Annotated in this window: 12 protein-coding genes and 1 pseudogene; 12 read left to right on the top strand and 1 reads right to left on the bottom strand. The window is 64.4% G+C overall.

Going from position 1 to position 19,119, the window contains the following annotated elements; all coding sequences use genetic code 11:
• Positions 1-65 precede the first annotated feature (65 nt).
• From SLW52_RS19675 to SLW52_RS19630, 10 genes are all read left to right on the top strand, one after another.
• A complete protein-coding gene (locus SLW52_RS19675) occupies positions 66-788 on the top strand; it encodes an ABC transporter ATP-binding protein (RefSeq protein ID WP_320740958.1) in 723 nt (240 codons plus the stop codon).
• Positions 788-3,226, top strand: a complete 2,439-nt coding sequence (locus SLW52_RS19670) for an ABC transporter permease (protein ID WP_295936141.1) — start codon at positions 788-790, stop codon at positions 3,224-3,226. The genes SLW52_RS19675 and SLW52_RS19670 overlap by 1 nt, the downstream gene beginning before the upstream one ends.
• Before the next feature lie 43 nt (positions 3,227-3,269).
• Positions 3,270-4,001 (top strand): alpha/beta fold hydrolase, encoded by a 732-nt coding sequence (locus SLW52_RS19665; RefSeq protein ID WP_320740961.1) that lies wholly within the window; start codon positions 3,270-3,272, stop codon positions 3,999-4,001.
• Positions 3,998-4,822, top strand: a complete 825-nt coding sequence (locus SLW52_RS19660) for an SDR family oxidoreductase (protein WP_320740963.1) — start codon at positions 3,998-4,000, stop codon at positions 4,820-4,822. Before SLW52_RS19665 ends, SLW52_RS19660 begins: the two co-directional genes overlap by 4 nt.
• Positions 4,823-4,860: 38 nt before the next feature.
• Positions 4,861-7,848: a non-ribosomal peptide synthetase gene (locus SLW52_RS19655; protein WP_320740965.1), complete on the top strand. Its 2,988-nt coding sequence runs from the start codon at positions 4,861-4,863 to the stop codon at positions 7,846-7,848.
• Positions 7,751-9,124, top strand: coding sequence for an LLM class flavin-dependent oxidoreductase (locus tag SLW52_RS19650; RefSeq protein WP_295936132.1), 1,374 nt, complete (start codon positions 7,751-7,753; stop codon positions 9,122-9,124). Before SLW52_RS19655 ends, SLW52_RS19650 begins: the two co-directional genes overlap by 98 nt.
• Positions 9,125-9,197: 73 nt before the next feature.
• Positions 9,198-11,648, top strand: a complete 2,451-nt coding sequence (locus tag SLW52_RS19645; RefSeq protein ID WP_320740969.1) for a penicillin acylase family protein — start codon at positions 9,198-9,200, stop codon at positions 11,646-11,648.
• A complete protein-coding gene (locus SLW52_RS19640) occupies positions 11,645-13,411 on the top strand; it encodes a cyclic peptide export ABC transporter (protein ID WP_295937779.1) in 1,767 nt (588 codons plus the stop codon). Before SLW52_RS19645 ends, SLW52_RS19640 begins: the two co-directional genes overlap by 4 nt.
• Positions 13,408-14,760: a hypothetical protein gene (locus SLW52_RS19635; RefSeq protein WP_320740971.1), complete on the top strand. Its 1,353-nt coding sequence runs from the start codon at positions 13,408-13,410 to the stop codon at positions 14,758-14,760. The genes SLW52_RS19640 and SLW52_RS19635 overlap by 4 nt, the downstream gene beginning before the upstream one ends.
• A 74-nt stretch (positions 14,761-14,834) precedes the next feature.
• Positions 14,835-15,611: a hypothetical protein gene (locus SLW52_RS19630; protein ID WP_320740972.1), complete on the top strand. Its 777-nt coding sequence runs from the start codon at positions 14,835-14,837 to the stop codon at positions 15,609-15,611.
• A 68-nt stretch (positions 15,612-15,679) separates the two neighbouring features.
• Here SLW52_RS19630 and SLW52_RS19625 read toward each other — a convergent pair whose 3' ends face one another.
• Complete coding sequence (locus SLW52_RS19625; RefSeq protein WP_295937774.1) at positions 15,680-16,435, bottom strand: alpha/beta fold hydrolase; 756 nt, start codon at positions 16,433-16,435, stop codon at positions 15,680-15,682.
• 252 nt (positions 16,436-16,687) lie between these two features.
• On the opposite strand from SLW52_RS19625, the gene SLW52_RS19620 reads away from it, so the two are divergent.
• Together SLW52_RS19620 and SLW52_RS19615 are read left to right on the top strand one after the other, a co-directional pair.
• Positions 16,688-17,830, top strand: a complete 1,143-nt coding sequence (locus SLW52_RS19620; RefSeq protein WP_295937770.1) for a class I SAM-dependent methyltransferase — start codon at positions 16,688-16,690, stop codon at positions 17,828-17,830.
• 133 nt (positions 17,831-17,963) lie between these two features.
• Positions 17,964-18,967 (top strand): annotated as a pseudogene (locus tag SLW52_RS19615) (site-specific integrase).
• Positions 18,968-19,119: the final 152 nt, after the last annotated feature.

Here is a 19,119-nt window from a genome sequence, read left to right as displayed (position 1 = left end):
GACCGGTCGCACCGCGCACGTTCTGCAGTCGACATATGGACCAGTCATTACTTCGGGGGTACGTCATGAGCAAGGCCAAGATCCGCGTCGAGAATCTCAGCAAGGTGTTCTCGACCGACGAAGTCGACACCTATGCGCTGTCTGAGGTGACCCTGCAAGTGCTCGAGGGCGACTACGTCGCAATCTCCGGTCCCTCCGGCTGCGGGAAGTCCACGCTGCTCTCTATTCTCGGACTGCTGGATGCTCCCACGTCGGGCAGCTACTTTCTCGACGGCATCGATGTCAGCAGGATGGGCCTGTCCGAAGGTGCGGAAGTCCGCTGCGAAAAAATCGGTTTCGTCTTTCAGCAGTTCAATCTTATCGACGGGTTGACGGTGGCCCAGAACGTCGCGCTTCCGCTGCGCTATTCGCGTACCCGGCGCAGCACGGAGCAAGTGCAGGCGCGGGTCGCAGACTGTCTGGAGAAGGTCGGCATGAACCACCGTGCCGGGCACAGGCCGAACCAGTTGTCCGGCGGTCAACAGCAGCGCATTGCCATCGCCCGCGCCCTGGTGGCCAATCCCGCAGTGCTGCTGGTGGATGAGCCGACCGGCAACCTGGACTCCGCCAACGGCGATGCCATCATGGCGTTGCTAGACGAGCTGAACCAAGCCGGCACCACCATTTGCATGGTCACCCACGATCCACGCTATGCGGATTTCGCCCGAACCAGGATTAGCCTGCTGGACGGCAAGATCCAGTCGAGCCATTCGCGGGCCGCCGAAAATCCCAAGGACGAGGCCGCCTGATGCTGCGCCAGGAACTCGCCGAAGCCTGGAGCAGTCTGGGCAAACGGCCATTGTTCGTCCTCAGCATCGTGCTAACCCTGACGGTGACCCTTGGCATCCTGCTCTGCGTGGTCAACCTCAACCAGGTGCTGCTGCTCAAGGCGCTGCCGTACCCCGCCCAGGAGCGGCTTGTGGTGGGCGTGGGCAACGTATACGAGAGCAGCGAAGTGAAATTCGCCGACAACGTCGCCTATCCCATCGCCGAGTTGCTGGAGAAGAGCAAGGCGCAGACCGGCCTCGAGCAGTTGGCGATCCTGAATTACGGCGAGGAAATCGTTACCAACATCGCCGCCCGGCCCAAGCTGCGCATCACCAATGTGACGCCCGACTACTTTCCAATGCTAGGCGCCGGCTTCGCCAAGGGCAGTGGGTTCTCCGCGCGCAATGGCCTCGGTTCGCACGAACCCGTGGCCGTTATCAGCTACGAGACTTGGCAGACCTATTTCGGGGGACGCGACAATATCCTCGACGACAAGGTCGTGGTCAACGACGTGTCCTACCGGATCATCGGCGTCACCGCCGCGCGCTTCGTGGAGCCGGAGCTGTTCCAGGCCGGTCTGAAGACCAATGTCTGGCTGCCTTGGGAATTCAACACATGGCCGCCGGAGATTCGCCGCAACTGGTCGGCCTTTACCGACCAGATCAAGCTGCTCGGCCTGCTCACAGCGAACCAGCGCCAGGCGGTCGCCGAACAGTCGATCAACAGTCTCGTCAGCGACCGCTTCAAAGCCGAGACGCGCGGTTCGGCCTTTCTAAACAATGCCTCATACCGCGTTTCGCTGGAAGGGCTGAAGCCTTATCTGGTGGAGGACGGGAGGGTTTCGGCGCTGCTGTTCCTGGCCAGTGGCCTCGCGCTGGCCATCATCGCCTTCATAAACGTCTTCAACCTGCTGCTCTCGCGCGCGGCCGAGCAATTGCGCGAACTCTCCATCCGCGCCACCCTGGGCGCGAAGAAGTCACACATCTTCCGGCAGATCTTCGCCGAACACCTGTTGCTGGTCGGCACCTCCACCGTGCTGGCGCTGTTGCTGGCCACCGTGGTGACCGCGGCGATGAAGGATAGGGTCGCGGGACAATTGCCGCGCATCGCCGAGCTGTCCATCTCCCCGGCAACGGTGGGGGTGGCCGTTGCCCTGGTGCTGCTCCTGGCCCTGGCGTTCTCTGGGCTGGTGACGCATCTTCTTAACTACCGGCGCTTGGCGTCACAGCTCAAGTCCAGCGGCAAGGGATCGGGGTTGCAAGTATCGGCAACCGTCCGCGACACGCTTGTGGTGAGCCAGATCGCGCTCGCTGCGTTTCTGCTCGTCGCCATATCAAGCGTCGTTCGTCTCTCCTACGAGACCATCAAGCGCGATCCTGGCTTCAACATTGATAACCTGGTCTTCGCCAACTTGAGTACCGGCGCACTGCAGCCCGGCCGGGACGAGCGCATCCGCAACATCGAAGATCTCACCGCGCGCTTGAAACAGTTGCCCAAGGTGAAGCAGGTGAGCAGCGCGCTGTTCGTGCCGATGATGAGCAACCGCTGGACGAGCTCGGTCAAGCTGGATGCCGCCGGCACGGAGACAGTGTCGGTGGCCACCAACCTTGTGGACGACGCTTATATTTCGGTGATGGGGGAAAAGCTGGTGAGCGGCAGCAACTTCAGCCGCGACGACGTGAACAGCTCGGCGCCGAAGGTGCTGGTCAACCAGGAGATGGCCAGGCGTATCGCACCCGACGGCGACGTCGTCGGCCGCCACGTCTACTGGCAGGCGGACGGCGAAGGCGAGTTCAAGCCGAACGAGATCATCGGGGTCGTGCGCGACGTGAACATTCCGCGCACGCCGGCCACGCCGCGGCTCTATGCGACGCGCTACAGCGGCCTGCGCTTCATCGTGCAACTCGACCAGGGCGCCACGCTGAGCCGGCAGGAGTTCCTCGACGTACTCGGCGCGGTCAACAGCCAGTACAACCTGTACGAGTACGAGCGCGTCGACGACATCTATCACCAACTGGTGCTCAAGGACCTGTTCATCGTCTGGGTGGCGATCGGCCTCGGCTTGCTGACGGTGCTGCTGGCCAGCGTCGGAATATACGGTGTGCTCAATTACGGCATCCTACTGCGCCGTTACGAACTCGGCGTGCGGATGTCCATCGGAGCGGCACCGGCGCGCATCGCACAGATGGTCTATACGGAAAACCTGATCCTCTGCGTCTACGGCACCGTCGCCAGCCTGGTCATTCTGATCGCTGCCGATCGGCTGCTGGCGCGCTACGCGGGCTACGAACTGCCGCTGTCCTGGGGCGCCGGAGCGACCGGTTATATCGTTATCGTCGCCTCGGTGGCCGCCGCCTGCTACCTGACGCTGCGCTCCATCATCACCCGTTGGCCGGTGTTTGCGCTGCGCTCAGAGTAGGCGCCCGCCGCCGCGACCATCAGATTGCAACAAGGATGAATCCATGCATGCTATACGCCTTATCTGCGTCCCGTTTGCGGGGGCCGGCGCGTCCTTCTTCAATGCCTGGAGGGGTGTTGCCGAAGGGCTCGAGCTGGTACCGATGCAGCTCCCCGGGCGTGAGAAGCGCTTTCTCGAACCGGCGCACGAGGACCTGCACGCTGCCGCAGACGAGTTGTCGGCGCATCTGCTGGCCGACAACGACGACCAGCCCGCCCTGCTGTTCGGGCACAGCCTAGGCGCGGTGCTGGCCTTCGAGCTCGCACGCCGGCTTGAGGCCTCGGCGCGATTTCCGTTGCTGGGCGCGGTGGTCAGCGGATCGCCGGATCCGTGGAGTCCCCGCGCCGAGCGGGCGTCCGACCAACGCGACGACGACGCCTTCATCGCGGATGTGTCGCGTTTCTCGGACTACCGCCACGAGGCGCTTGACGATCCGATGATGCGCGAACTACTGCTGCCGACGCTGCGCGCGGATGTGCGCATGCACGAGGAGTACCGGCCGCGCAGCGGGGCAGGGCTCGGCGTGCCGCTGATGACCGTGCGCGGTGCACACGACGCCTTGGTGTCGGCGGCGCAAGTCGCCGGCTGGTCCCGCGCCAGCAGCGCGCAATGCACGCACCGCGAGTTACCGGGCGGGCATATGTACTTCATCGCCGATCCCGCGTCGCTGTTGCAGCTGATCGAGCGTTTCGCGCGTTCGCTGCTCGCCGCCACCGCCGCGGACGCGGCCCAGTGAGGCTGGCCGGCAAGGTCGCCGTCGTCACCGGGGCCGCGCGTGGTCTGGGGCGCGAATGCGCCCGCGCGTTCGCTCGCGAAGGTGCCGACCTGGTCCTGATGGATATCGACACACACATCGATGGCGTGCCGTATCCCCTGGGTAATGCCGACCAACTGCACACCACCGCCGCGCTGTGCCGCCGGGACGGCGCGGCGGTGCTGGTGGTCAACGCCGACGTGCGCGACATGGCGGCGCTTCATCAGGCCACGGGTATGGCGCTGGAACGGTTCGGCCGGATCGACATCCTGCTGAACAATGCCGGCATCGCCGCGCCATCGGGAAAGATCGTGCACGACATCGAGGAGGAAGAGTGGAACCTGATGATCGACATCGACCTCAGCGGCGCGTGGCGCATGACCAAGGCGGTGGGACAGTTCATGACCTCGCAGCGCACCGGAAGCATCATCAATATCGCGTCCACCGCCGGAAGCGTCGGCTATCGCAACTTCTCGGCGTACGTGGCGGCCAAGCACGGCATCGTCGGGCTGACCCGCGCCGCGGCATTGGACTACGGTCCTCTCAAGGTGCGGGTCAACGCGATCTGTCCAGGTTCGGTACGTGACTCCGGCCATGTCGAGGGCCGAATGTTGTCGGAGATCGCACGCTCGCTCGACGTCGATGTGGCCGGCCACGAGCAGGTCTTCACCCAGGCGCAACCGATGAACGAACTGATCGAGCCCGCGGATGTCGCCGAAGCCGCAGTCTGGCTCGCGTCGGATGCGGCTCGCCGGGTGACCGGCAGCATCGTCACCGTCGACGGCGGATTCACGGCGCGCTGAGCGCGGCACAGAGCAACCCGAATCGGAGCCGCGCACTCATGCCTTCCACGACCCACCGCGACGCTGCGCAGGCCGCGTCCCTAGCACCCGCATCGAGCGGACACGCGCATGCCCTGCGCGTGCGACTGGCGGCGGGCGTGTGCCCGGAGCAGGCTCGGCAGCGTGCCGTCGCATTCGCCTGCACCCCCGAATGGAGCACGTGTGGCGCCGCGCCCGTTCTCCACTTCTTCAGCGAAAACCTGCCGTTCGCCGACCACACCGCTCGCGCCGACGCATTGGCCAAGCGCGAACTCGCGCGCGCATTCGGCGCCGGTCCGGCGAACATGGTAAGAGTAGTGCAACTGACCTACGCCAACGGTCCCTGCGACCTGATCGTGGCGGCGCGCCGCGACGTGGCCGGGCTCCCCACGCTAACCCGTATCGTGGACCATCTCGCGAGCGGAGTCGCGGACGCCGCACCGGCGCTCGGCGGCGGTATCTCCGCCGTCTCCGCCGCCGTACTGCCGCCGATAACAGACACCGCCCTTGGCGAGGAGCCATTGGCGCGCTGGCCAGCCGCAACGACCGAGACCGGCACCACGCGCCACGGGCCGATCGTGCTGAACGCGCCGCTGGAGGTGATCGCAAAGGCAATCACCCGCGTTGTCCTCGCCTTCGCGCGACAGGCGATAGCGCGCATTCCCGTGCTGGCCGACGTTCCGCGGGCGCAGCCCGGCGACACGGCAGCGGGCTGGACGCGGCGGGTGATCGGTGCCGACCCGCAGCACTGCGGCGGGTTGCTGACCCGCGCCGTCGCAGCGCCGTCTGATGCCGGCACACGGACGGTGCCCGGGCAGGAGCCCGGCGACTGGCTCGGCGTAGTGGTGCACGAAATGCCGGCCCTTTCTGCGCTGGATGGCACGCAACTGGACTACCTTCTCTTCCTGCAGCCTCCTTATCCGGTGATGCTGGAAGTCGCGATGACGGAAGCCGGCAGCGAAATCCGCCTGAGCCACGAACGAAGCATCTTGGGCGACGACGATGCGCGCTGGCTTCTCACCTGCATCGACACGGTCGCACGGCAACTGCTCGTCAACCCCGCCGCCGCGCTGGACAGCCTGCCGCTGCTCGACGAAGCGCAGCTGCGCGGCGTTCTCGCGCTTGGCGCCGGAGCCGAGCGGCCGCAGACGGAACCGCCGCTGCGGATCGAGGCAGGCATCGCCACCTTCGCCGCCCGCCAACCGCAGGCCCCGGCCATCAGCGACGACGCCGGGACCATGACTTACAGAGAGTTGCAGGCCTGTGCCACGACGATGGCCGCGCACTTGGCGCGCCTGGGCGTGCGGGCTGGCGATCACGTCGGCCTGTGCGTGGACCGGTCACGCCACATGATCGCCGCCGCCGTGGCGATCATGAAGCTGGGCGGCACCTATGTGCCCATCGATCCGAAGTATCCGGCGGATCGCATCGCCCATACCTGCGCCGATGCAGCCGTGACGTTGCTCATCGTGCAGAACGCGGCATCGGCGCGCCCGGCCGATTGCGCGATCGCGACGCTGCCCGCGTTGCTGGATGCCGACACTGGCGGCGGCCTGCAGGAACCGGACAGTCTGACGCCGGACGATGCGGCGTACATTATCTACACCTCAGGCTCCACCGGCCACCCGAAGGGGGTGCGCATCGCCCATCGCAGCGTGCACGCGCTAATCGCCGCGGTCCGCGACGATTTCCGGCTGGAGCCGCAAGACGTATGGAGCTTCTTCCACTCCTTTTCGTTCGACTTCTCGGTGTGGGAAGTATGGGGCGCGCTGCTGACGGGCGCGTGCGTGCATGTGGTCGGGTACGAGGCGTCGCGGGATCCCGTGGTGCTCATCGACCAGATCAACGACCGCGGCATCACCGTGCTCAGCCAGACGCCATCGGCCTTCGCCCAGCTGATGGCCCATGAAGCGCATCGTCCGATCGGTCCGCAGCTGCGGCTGGTGATCTTCGGCGGCGAAACGCTGGATACGCGGCGCCTGTTGCCGTGGTTCGATCGGCATCCGGAACAGCAGTGCCGGCTGGTCAACATGTTCGGTATCACCGAGACCACGGTGCATGTCACGGCCAGGACTGTATCGCGGCTGGATGCCCTGGAAGGATCGCGCTCGGTCGGCAAGCCGATTCCGGGCTGGCAGGCCTATGTGCTTTCCGCCGACCTGGCGCTACTGCCGCCTGGCGTCGACGGGGAGATCCATGTCGCTGGCGCCGGCGTGGCTTTGGGCTACCACGATCGCGCGGAACTCAGCGCGCAGCGTTTCCTCGCCAATCCTTTCGGTGCAGGCCGGTTGTATCGCAGCGGCGACCGCGGTCGGCTGCTGCCAGATGGCGAACTGCTCCATCTCGGGCGGCTGGACAACCAGATCAAGCTGCGTGGCTTCCGCATCGAACTCGACGAGATCCGCTCGGTCCTGCAGGATTGCCCAGGCGTGGCCAGCGCGGCTGTGCTGTTCGCCCAGCGCGATCCCGCCGATGCGGCCACCGCGCGCATCGACGCCTACGTGGTTCTCGACGGCGCCACGCTGGATCAGGTCTGGGACCTGGCATTGTCTCGACTGCCGGAGCACATGCTGCCGGCCGCCATCGCGCAGGTCTCCTCCATTCCGCTGACCATCAACGGCAAGGCCGATCCCGTCTCCATGGCGGCCCAGGTCCTGGCGTCGTCGGGCCGCGGTCTGCGCACAGGCGGGGAGCGGCCTGCGCCGGCTCCTGCGGCTGCCATCGACCGGCCGGTCGACGCCGCCGCCGCCGCTGACAACGTGACCCGCCAGTTGTTGGACATCTGGCGGGAACTGTTCGCCGTGCCGGTGTCCAGCAGCGACAACTTCTTCGACCTCGGCGGCAACTCCCTGATCGCCATCCGCATGTCCGCCAAGGCGCGAGAGCGGGGACTGCCGGGGCTGCAACTCCGTGACCTGTACGTGCATCAGACCATCGCCGGGCTTTCCGCATTCCTGGCGGCCAGCGCGCCGGCGCGGACCAACGGCTTGGCCGAACGCGCCGCCTGACCCATCGACCACAGCTCAAGGACACAGTGCCATGGATGTCGAAGACATCATCAGCCGTTGCGCCGAACAGGGCATCCTCCTGAGGATCCAGGACGGGACCTTGAACATCGAGGTCAAAAGCCCGCCCAAGGACAAGGCACTGCTGCTGGAACTCAAGCAGCAGCGCTCCCGCGTCGAGCAGGCGCTGCTCGGCGCGTCCGCGCAGCGCGACGCGAGCGCGGGGCGCGAACGCCCGACGTCGATGAGCCTATTCTACTTTTCCAGCGACGAGGGCAGCAGCGACCGCGACAAGTACCGGCTACTACTCGATGGTGCACGGTTCGCCGACAAACACGGGTTCGAGGCGGTGTGGACACCGGAGCGGCACTTTGCGCGCTTCGGCGGCCTGTACCCCAATCCGGCGCTGATGGCTTCCGCGCTGGCGGCCATCACCCGCCATGTCGCCCTGCGTGCCGGCAGCGTGGTGCTGCCGCTGAACGACCCGCTGCGCGTGGCGGAGGAATGGGCCGTGGTCGACAACCTGTCCGATGGCCGCGCCGGCGTGGCGTTCGCGTCCGGCTGGCAGCCCAACGATTTCGTGCTGGCGCCGGACGTCTATCCGACCCGCCATCAGTTCATGTACGACGGTATCGAGCAGATCCGCACCCTGTGGCGCGGCGCCTCCATCACCCGCCGCAACGGCGATGGCGAGGACATCGCGATCAGTTGCCTGCCGCGGCCGATCCAGCCGGAGTTGCCGATCTGGATCACGGCAGCCACCAGCCCGCAAACGTTCGAGTCGGCGGGCAGGATCGGCGCCAACGTCCTGTCCCATTTGACCGGGCAGACGCCGGAGGCGCTGGGCCAGAAGATCAAGGTCTACCGCCAGGCGAGGGCGGAGGCCGGGTATGCCACACCAGGGCAGGTGACGGTGATGGTTCATACCTTCATCTCCTCCGACCAAGCGTCGGTGCTGCAGGTCGCCAAGGAACCGTTCAAGCGGTATCTGGCCCAGTCGATCGACCTGTTGAGCAACCTGGCCACGCAGGTCGACATCGACCCGAAAAGCATCGGCAGCGGTGACATGGAGACCTTGCTGGAACATGCCTTCCATCGCTATCACGGAAACAGTGCGCTACTGGGCACGCCCGACAGCGCGTTGGAGTTCGCCGCCAGACTGCGCTCCATCGGCGTGGACGAGATCGCGTGCCTGGTGGATTTCGGCATCCATCCGCGGGTCGTGCTCGAAAACCTGCCGCATCTGAACCGGCTGAAGAACGCGGTGGCGGCCCTGTGACCGCTGCAGCGTGTCCTCTCCAGGCATGGCGCGGCGAAGCCGGCGCGGCGCCCTGGCGCGCGCGGGGACACACATGAGCGCGCTGTCGCGGCATCCGCTGCTGTGGCGCCTGGCCGTGTGGGTCTGCCTGCCCATCGCGATCGCGTGCTGGTTTGGCTATGCGCAGCTGCGCCAGAGCCTGCCGCAGGCGGGTGACCGCAGCGTGGCCAAGGGCCTAGCGGCGGACGTGCACATTACCCGCGACGCCCATGGCGTGCCCCATATCAGCGCCTCCAGCGACATGGACGCCTATTTCGCGATGGGCTACCTGCACGCCCAGGATCGTCTGTGGCAGCTGGAACTGGCGCGGCGGGTCGCGCAGGGACGCCTTGCCGAGGTCCTCGGGCAGCAGGCGCTGTCCAGTGACATCTGGATGCGTACCCTGGACGTCTATGGCGCCGCCGAGCGCGCCTGGCCGGCGCTGGCGCCGGACGCCAAACGGTCCCTGCAGGCATATGCCGACGGCATCAATGCACGCCTGGACGAGGGCGCGACGCTACCACCGGAATTCCTGCTGCTCGGCGTGACGCCCACGCGGTGGACGCCCATCGATTCGCTGGCGTGGTTCAAGGTGTTCAGCCTCAACCAGTCCAACGGCATGCGCGCCGAAGCGGACCGCTATCTGGCGCACAAGTTCCTTCCCGAACGACAATGGGCGCTGCTCGAGCGCAGCTACCCCGCGAATGCGCCGACCACACTGGCGCTCGATCGGCCGATGCAGGCGCTGTCTGACCTGAGCCGGCATCTGGAGCGGACCCTGGGCCTGGGTGGGCCGTATGTCGGCAGCAATGCCTGGGTGCTGGCCGGGCGGCTGACCCGCGATGGTGCGCCGTTGCTGGCCAATGACCCGCACATGAGCCTGCAGATGCCCTCAGCTTGGTACGTTGCCGACCTGTCGGCCCCCGGGTTCGCCGTCTCCGGGATGTCGGTCGTAGGCCTACCTATCATCGTGTTCGGCCGCAATCGTCACATCGCATGGGGCGGTACCAACATGATGGCCGATACCCAGGATCTCTATGCGCTGGAGACGCATCCGGAGCGTCCCAACGTCTACCGGATGAATGGACAGTGGCATGCGATGACGGTACGCCAGGAAGAGATTGCGGTGCGGGCCGACTTTCCGGCCTCGCTGCGCGCCCCACGCGCACCGGTCCGCGTGCAGCTCCGCAGCACACGCTTCGGGCCCGTTGTCAGCGACGCGACCGGGCTGATCGACCAGCCGATCAGCCTGCGCTGGTCGGGTCTGGACGATGGCGACACTTCCTACCAGGGCATCTTCCGACTCGCCTATGCGCGCAACTGGGCAGATTTCAACGCAGCGCTTGGCCAGGTCGTGACACCGGCCATCAACGTGGTCTACGCCGATGATGCCGGCAATATCGGCTATGTCGCAGCTGGACGCATTCCACTGCGAGGAACAGGAGACGGCAGCATGCCGACCCCAGCGGCGGACTCGACGTCTGGTTGGCGCGGCTACGTTCCGTTCGACGAGATGCCACGTGCCCTGAATCCGACCAGCGGCGTCATCGTCAGCGCGAACAATAAAGTGGTGGATGATCGCTACCCATATTTCATTTCGCGAGACTGGGCGCCTCCTGCTCGCGCCGAACGCATCAACTCCATGATCGCCGACGCCTTACAACGCAATGGCAAGATCGACATGGAGCAGACGCGCCTGATGCAGGCGGATACCGTGGATCTTGAAGCGCTTGCGTTGCGCGACTACCTGGTCGCCCACGTTTCCACGGAAGTGGCATCCAGCGCCGCGGTCCGGGATCTTGCGCGGTGGGACGGCCGCATGGACACGGACCAGCGTTCGGCCACGGTGTTCAATTTCTGGCTCAGGCACCTGCGCAAACGCTTGCTGCTGGACCGCATCGACGGCGAGCAGGGCGCAGCCGACCAGATACAGGCGCTGCGCGGCTACGTCGGCGGCGTCACTCCCGTCCAGATCCGCCAGCTTTTGCAAAGTGGCGACCCCGCCTGGTGCGGCGGCAACGGCAAGAGCGCCACAGGCTGCGCGGGCACCCTGCAGGCCGCGCTCGACGATGCGTTGCGGGAGCTGCGCAAGTACGGCGGCGACCCGTCGGACTGGGCGTGGGGAACGCTGCATCGCGCGCGCTTCAACCATGTCCCGTTCGGCGACGTGAACCTGCTGGATCGCCTGTTCGCACGACGTCTGCCAAGCCCTGGCTCGGAAAACTCGGTGAATGTCGCCGGCAGCCTCTACCGGCCAATGAAAGGCTACGAACAGAACTTCGGCGCGGTGTTCCGCCAGATCATGGTGATGGGGAGGGGGGGCGGGGAGCACGCCTATATGAACTCTACCGGACAATCCGGCAATCCGATGAGCCCGCACTTCGACGACATGCTGGAGCCCTTCGCGCATGCGCAGCTGTACGCGTTGAAGCAGCCGGACACCACGGCCGGCGCGATGCGCCAGACACTGCATAGGGCAGGCAGCGCGAGCGAGGCCAGACCGTGAAGCTGTTTGACCTCTTCATCCGGCGTGCCCCGAACCGGATCTTCCTCTCCATTCTGCTCGGCGCGCTGTCCGGTGTCTGCTACTCGCTGCTGATCCCGATGGTGCAGGTCGGCATCGGCGGCGCGGATGCCGCGGCGGGCAGCGCCGACACCGCCATGTTCCTGGGCGTGGAGGTGCACCAGCACAAGCTGGCCCTGGTCTTCTTCGCGCTGTGTGCCTGCGTGCTGGTGTTTCGCTCCATCTCGCAGATCACCCTGCTGCGCGTCGCCATGGAGGTGACCACCGAGCTGCGCCGCACGCTGTACGAGCGCGTCAGCCAGGCCCCGATCGCCGAACTCGAACGCATGGGATCGGCCCGGCTCATCGCCGCCATCACCACCGACGTCGGTCGCATCGTGTTCGGCGCGCGGGTACTGCCGGACCTGCTCATCAGCGCGGTGACCATCGTCGGCATGCTGGGCTTCATGAGTTACCTGGATTTTCCCGTCTTCGTCCTGGTCCTGCAGGCCATCGCCTTCGGCGCGCTCACCTACCAGATCCCGATGTTCCTCGCCAACCGCCACTTCCAGCGCTCGCGCGAACGCATTGATCCGCTGCAGGACGCCATCCAGGGACTGATCAACGGCGCGAAGGAACTCAAGCTCGATCCGGTCAAGCGTCAGCGCTACTTCCTCGACGTGCTGATGGACAACGAGTACGCCGTCATGCGCGCCGACAAGGCCGGCAACACCGTCGTGCGCCTGGCCGCCAACTACGGCGACATGATCAGTTTCCTGGTCATCGGCGTCATCGCCTACGTCTTCGTCAACTATCATGCGATTACGGCCGCCACCCTGACCAGCGTGATCATGGCGATGCTGTACATCACCACGCCTATCGCGTTGGTGATCAACACCGTTCCTGCGGTGTTCATGGCGCGCATTTCCCTGAAGAAGGTCAACGCGCTTCTGGAGGCCATTCCGTCGGAGATGTATCCGGCGGTCAGTAGCGAGGCACGCGAGGACTGGTCCACGCTGACCCTGCGCGGATTGGAGTACACCCACTCGGGCAATGGCGACGATGCGGGCTTCCACATCGGTCCCGTCGATCTGACTATCCAGCGCGGCGAAGTGACCTTCATCGTCGGCGGCAACGGCTCGGGCAAATCGACCCTGAGCAAGCTCATCACGCTCCATTACCGCGCCAACGGCGGAGAGATTCTGTTCGACGACGATCCGCTGACCGATGCCAACATCGTCGCCTACCGCAACCAGATCTGTTCGATTTACTCCGATTACCATCTCTTCGACCGGCTACTTTGCGATGCGCGGCTGGACGAGGACGAAAGGATCCGCGAGTACATGGCCCTGCTCAAACTGGAGCGCAAGCTGTCCATCGTGGGGCGCAGATTCTCCACCCGTGCGTTGTCGGATGGGCAGCGCAAGCGCCTGGCGCTGCTGGCGGCGCTGATCGAGGACAAGACACTGTATCTCTTCGACGAATGGGCGGCCGATCAAGATCCCTCGTTCAAGGAGATCTTCTATCGACGGATCATCCACGAGCTCAAATCAAGAGGTAAGGCCGTCATCGTCATCAGCCACGATGACCGTTTCTTTGGAGAGGCAGACCGGATCGTCCACATGGAGCAGGGGCGCCTGCGCGAGGCCATCGCCGGCCCCAAAGCGTCGCCTGCATCGACTCCCACCGGGCTGCCCGAAGAGCTTCAAGGACTGCCGCGAGCCGCGCCAACGCTGCCTTTCGCCACCACGAGCAACGAGCGATGATCGACCTTATTGAAAAGAACGGATCCGACGCGTCGCTGCTGAACAGGGAATTTGAGCACTACCTCGATGCCCACGGGATTTCCGATCCCATCCCGTTCCGCGATCTGGCGACGACGGAGTTCATGCGGACGTATCAGTACCCGATCAACTCATGGCCATTCTTCGTCTCGCCCGCGTTCGTGGCAGACATGCAGGAAATGAACGGAAACATCTTGCGCATCACCTATGCCGCGATCCGTGGCATCTTCAATGATGACCCCGAGCGTATGGCTAAGATCATGGGAATGGACGCCGTGAGATGCTCGTTGTTTCTCAGCAATTTGAACCTGTCAGACGTCTGCTTCCGCACCGATGCTGTTCTTACGGAGCAGGGCCTCAAGCTAGTAGAGGTAAACGTCGGCACCTCCATCGGAGGCTGGCAGATCCAATGGATGGATGAAACCTTCAGGAGCTACTCCGCGTACCGCGGCTTCTTTGACAAGCACAGCGTCAACTGCCGCAACACGCCGGTCACGTTCTTTCGCTTCTTGATCGAGTCAGCCGCGCGCATCGAGGACATCGGCACGCGCATCATCCTGATGAAGCTGAAGGAAGGCATCGATCCGGCCTTGTACGGCGAGTTTCTGCAGCAGTGTATCGGCGAGGCCGTCGCCGCGTCCGAGGTCGCTGCCGAGGTGCGGTTCTTCGCCTCGTTCGACGAGCTTGAAGTGACAACGCAGGGCACCTTCCATAATGGCGACAGAATCCACTTGGTGACCTTCGGTGATCTCAGCGGCGAGGCGCCCGCGCCGGTCCATTTGCTACGCAGCGTGCTGGCCGGCAAGCTGGCCTGCCCAGACTTTCCGACCAACATGGTGCTGTCCGATAAGCGCGCAATGGCGCTGCTGCATTACGCGGTTAAGGTTGGCGCGCTGCCCAGCGCCGACGCCTCGCTGGTCACGCGCTATGTGCCGCGCACTTTCATGCTTGGCGGGCCGCTTTACCGGGCGGACCTGATGGACGAACTATTGGCGCGCAAGGATGAATATGTGGTCAAACACTGCGACGGCATGCAGGGCATCGACGTCTATGTCGGGCGTTTCATGAGCGCGGAGGACTGGACGATAAAATTGACAACACTGGAGCGACAAGAACTGTGGATCGCCCAGGAGTATTGCGAATCCGTGCGCTTCTATGGCCACGCACCAGGCGCGCGCGAAGTCTTCGACTTCGTCTGGGGCGTGTTTCAGTTCGGCGATCGTTTCGGCGGCTCTTGGATCCGTATGATGCCGAACAGCGAAAGTTACGACGGCGTCATCAATTCCGCCCGCGGCGCGCAAGAGCGCATCGTGTTCGAAGCGGCATGTTGATGCGCAGTGCGGGCGACAGGCCAATCGCGCCGCGCGTGGCCTAAACAGATATGAACCTTAGGAGAAACGACTCGATGAACTCACTTGCTTACCTTTACTCGCGACGCGCCATCGGCGCCTGCGCGCTGATCCTGGCGCTCGCGGTCAGCGTACCAGCACAGGCGGAGCGCACCGATGTGGAAGTGCGCGTGCTGGCGCGCGGCGCGAAGTTCATCGGCGGCTACACGGCATCTGCCTTGGTGACGCTCACCGATGCGGATACGGGCGAGGTGCTGGCGAAAGGCATGACCCAAGGCTCGACCGGTGATACCCAGCGCATCCTGCAGGGCCGCGCTCCCCTGTCCACGCCAGATTCCAGCGTATTCAAGGCCACGCTCGACCTGACCGATGCGCGCCGCGTCACCGCCACGGTCACCGGGCCGATGAGCCAGCCGCAAGCGGCGACCACAGTCGCTAGCAGCCAATGGATACTCCCGGGCCGCCACGTGACGGCCGGCGACGGTTGGCTGCTCGAGTTGCCTGGACTGATCGTCGACCTGACAACACCCACCGCATATCAGTGGGTCAAGGCGAACTCGACGATCCCACTGGAGGCATCGGTCACGCTGATGTGCGGCTGCGGGCTGTCGAGCGACGGCCCCTGGAAGGCTGACGGAACAGACGTTGAAGCGTATCTCTGGATCGATGGAAAGAAGCAAAAGCCCCAAACGATGCGTTTCAATGCCACAACCAGCCGTTACGAAACCCAGCTCACGACACAAGGCCCCGGCATTTATGAGGTCCAGATCCGCGCCTGGACCGGCATGACCAACAATGCCGGTGTCGCCAGGACGACATTTTTCGTGAAATGACCCTGCCGCTCACTCCACCCTGTCGGGCGGGCGTGGGGGCAGGGCGCCATCGGCAGGCGTGCCGATGCCTAGGCCAGCACGCCGCTGGCCTGCGCGATGGCGCGGTTGACCTTTGCGATCACCTCCACACGCTGCTCGTTAACGAAGAAGTGGTCACCGGGCAGCCAATGGACCTCGCACGCTCCGGTGGTGAGCTCGCTCCAGGCGTCGACATCGGCCTGAGTCACCTCGTGGTCATCGATGCCGGCCAGGACGGTGACAGGGCAGTCCAACGGCTGCGGCCCGGCCCGGTAGACATCCGCGATCCTGAAGTCGGCGCGCAGCAAAGGAATCAGCAGGTCCAACAGCTCCGCGTTGCCCAGCACTTCCTCCGGCGTCCCATCCAGTTCACGCAGCTTGGCTATGAAGTCGTCCTTGGGCAGGTCATGGATGCTGGCACGGTTCGATGGCACGTGCGGCGCGCGGCTGCCCGATGCAATCAGCCGGGTAGGACCGGGCAGCCCGAACGACGCGCACCGACGTGCGAATGCATAAGCTACCCGGCTGCCCAGGCTGTGGCCGAACAGCAGGTAGGGCTTGTCGAACAAGCCAACGAACGCAGCACTCAGATCGGTCACCATCGCCTCCATCGAAGTGTGCGCAGGCTCGCCCATGCGGGAAGAACGCCCTGGCGGCTGCGCGCAGACAAGTTCCACGTTGCCGGGCAGACTGGAGGCCCACGGGATATATGTGGCTGCCGATCCGCCGGCATACGGCAGACAGACCAGGCGCATGGCGGCATATGGCCGAGGATCGGGACGGATAAACCAGCGGCTGGCGCTCAACGGCGTACCTTCTCTAGAGGATATGCAATGGATTTCGCACGGATCTGGAAACTGGTGCTGAGCCTGACGTCGTCGCCCAATGATACTCCCCGCAAATTGCTTTCGTGCTGGTGTAGACCGCACGCGACCACAACAGATGCCAGGCGTCGAGGGTCAGCGCGACCTCATCGTTGTGGACGGCAGCGGCAAGTGGGCAACGCCTGCAACTTTTCCCTACTTTAATCAATGAGCAGATTGCCAATAGGACCAAGGATGAAGGATGAACCCGACTTCTCGCCCACGCTCGATGCGGCGGCGCAGGCGATCGCTAATGGTGGCGGAGCGAATTTCCGCCCATCCGTAGCTTGCGGCAGCCAGCGAACGACGAATGACGTGAAGCAGATGTACGAAAGGTTCCCTTATCCAAGCCCAATCGTCGGTAACGGGCTGATTCGGGACAACGGGAACATGCTGAGCGTCCTTTTCCCGGACGAAGACTTCGCTGGCAAGCGGATTTTGGACGCTGGATGCGGAACAGGCCAGCGTGCCAATGGCGTCGCCAAGATGTTTCCCAAGGCCCAGGTCATTGGCGTTGACATGACCTCTGCGTCACTGGACGCGGCCAGGAAGATGGCAGCCAGCAATAACGTCCCCAACATCGAGTATCACCAATGTAATTTGCTGGAACTCGACTTGGAGATGGATTTCGACGTGGTCATCTCCAGTGGCGTCATGCACCACCTCGAGGATCCGATCAAGGGCCTGAGTAGACTGCGCGCGCATTTGAGCAACACCGGCGTGGCGATGATCTGGCTATATCACGCGCTTGGTGAATATGAGCGCTTTCTGAGGCGCGAATTGCTTCATCGGCTGTGGGGCGAAAACAAGTCGGACCTCGATCGCGGAGCTTCGCTGATGGACGCGCTCAGACTCGATCTGGGCTCGCATCAGTATGGGAGTGTGTCAGGGCAGTGTGGAAACGAGATCAGCTATCGATCTATCAACGCCGATGCCTACATGCACCCGATTGTGGAGGCCTACAGACTGGCTAGAGGGCTCTGCATGATGCTGGATGCGGGCTACGATTGGGTAGCAGTGGCCAGCCTGAACTTGATCGGCAAGAGTGTTCTCATCGACCTCGAAAACAGTATCGATCCAATCTACAAAGACATCTCGGTCCAGCTCAGCGACTTGTTTGAAGCAACCGACCTGCAGAACAGCTATCTGCAACTGGACCGCCTGGATCGCCTCGGCGTAATCGAACTGTTACTGAAGCCTACTGCGTTCACACTGATCGCTGGCAGCCCGAATGCAACGAAACTTCTTCCAGATTGGTTGCTACAGGGGGCCTTCGGCTACAGCTCTCGTGAGAAGCTTCAGCGTTGTGGGTCGAACAATTTCAGCATCCTGAGGTGACACGATTGTCTTTACATAAGATACATTATGCGAAATTGAATGCATCCCCGGACGGGTGTGCGGCCGGCCATCCCCGCCGCAGATCTGTCAGTGCCCGTGCTCGCAGCGACGGCCACGGCCTAGTCTTGCCCGAATGGTGCGCGAGCTGCTGGCCGAAGCAGCGGCCGAGAACACCACCCGCAGCTACACCAGTGCCCTGCGCTACTGGGCCGGCTGGAATGCCGCGCGCTACGGGGCATCGAGCTCGCACCGCCGGTGCCCGAAGCCACCGTGCTGCAGTTTGTGGTCGACCACGTGCAGCGCCGCTCGACTGACGGTGAGCTGGCGTGGGAGCTGCCGCCGATCGTGGACCAGGCCATGGTGGCGTCCGGCCTGAAGGCCAAACTTGGGCCCTGGACCTTGGCCACCGTGCGGCATCGGGTCGCCGTGCTGTCCACCGCGCACAGGCTCAAACAGGCGCTCAATCCCTGCGAACATCCAGCGATCCGTACCGTGCTCAGCCGCGCCGCCCGAGCCGCCGTCAAACGCGACGAGCGGCCGCGCAAGAAGACCGCGATCACCCTGCCCGAGCTGGAAGCCCTGCTGACCACCTGCGACGACAGCCTGGAAGGAATACGGGATCGCGCCCTACTTTGCTTCGGGTTTGCCAGCGGCGGGCGCCGGCGCAGTGAGATCGCCGCCGCCGACCTACGCGACCTGCGCCGGATCGGCGAGGCGGGCTACATCTACCGCCTGGAGCACAGCAAGACCCAGCAGGCCGGTGTCACCGCGAATTCGACCCCGGACAAGCCGGTGCTCGATCGGGCCGCCCTCGCGCTGCAGGCCTGGCTGGACGCAGCCGGGATCACCGAAGGGGCGATCTTCCGACGGCTGTGGAAGCAGCGCGTCGGCCCTGCCCTGTCTCCGGCCGCGGTAGGCGAGATCGTACAGCGGCGGGCGCGACTGGCTGGACTGGAGGGGGATTTTGGTGGGCACAGCCTGCGCTCGGGGTTCGTGACCGAGGCCAGTCGTCAGGGGGGGGCATTGCCAGCCATCATGCAGCTGACCGAGCACCGAGCGGTGTCGAGCGTGATTGGTTACTTCCAGACCGGTAGTGCTTCAGCGAACCCCGCGGCGCGCTTGCTTGAAGATTCTTAGCGGTAGGCGGACAGACGGCTATGCGTCTTGTCCGCTCGTTCTAAGGCATCATTCTCAAGTCATTTTTTTGCGTAGGCTTCTCGATTACTCAGGTTTGGCTCAGCGCACTAGTTCGCTCTCCATAAATAGCACCGCATTCATCGGCAGGGCGG

Source organism: Xanthomonas sp. LF02-5, assembly GCF_034105325.1.
Taxonomy (GTDB): domain Bacteria; phylum Pseudomonadota; class Gammaproteobacteria; order Xanthomonadales; family Xanthomonadaceae; genus Xanthomonas_A; species Xanthomonas_A sontii.
This window is presented reverse-complemented; position numbering and strand designations above follow the sequence as displayed.

Bases quoted from the DNA above. Each gene is read 5' to 3' on its own strand.
- SLW52_RS19675 (WP_320740958.1), top strand. From the start codon at position 66: ATGAGCAAGGCCAAGATCCGCGTCGAGAATCTCAGCAAGGTGTTCTCG.
- SLW52_RS19670 (WP_295936141.1), top strand. From the start codon at position 788: ATGCTGCGCCAGGAACTCGCCGAAGCCTGGAGCAGTCTGGGCAAACGG.
- SLW52_RS19665 (WP_320740961.1), top strand. From the start codon at position 3,270: ATGCATGCTATACGCCTTATCTGCGTCCCGTTTGCGGGGGCCGGCGCG.
- SLW52_RS19655 (WP_320740965.1), top strand. From the start codon at position 4,861: ATGCCTTCCACGACCCACCGCGACGCTGCGCAGGCCGCGTCCCTAGCA.
- SLW52_RS19645 (WP_320740969.1), top strand. From the start codon at position 9,198: ATGAGCGCGCTGTCGCGGCATCCGCTGCTGTGGCGCCTGGCCGTGTGG.
- SLW52_RS19635 (WP_320740971.1), top strand. From the start codon at position 13,408: ATGATCGACCTTATTGAAAAGAACGGATCCGACGCGTCGCTGCTGAAC.
- SLW52_RS19630 (WP_320740972.1), top strand. From the start codon at position 14,835: ATGAACTCACTTGCTTACCTTTACTCGCGACGCGCCATCGGCGCCTGC.
- SLW52_RS19620 (WP_295937770.1), top strand. From the start codon at position 16,688: ATGAAGGATGAACCCGACTTCTCGCCCACGCTCGATGCGGCGGCGCAG.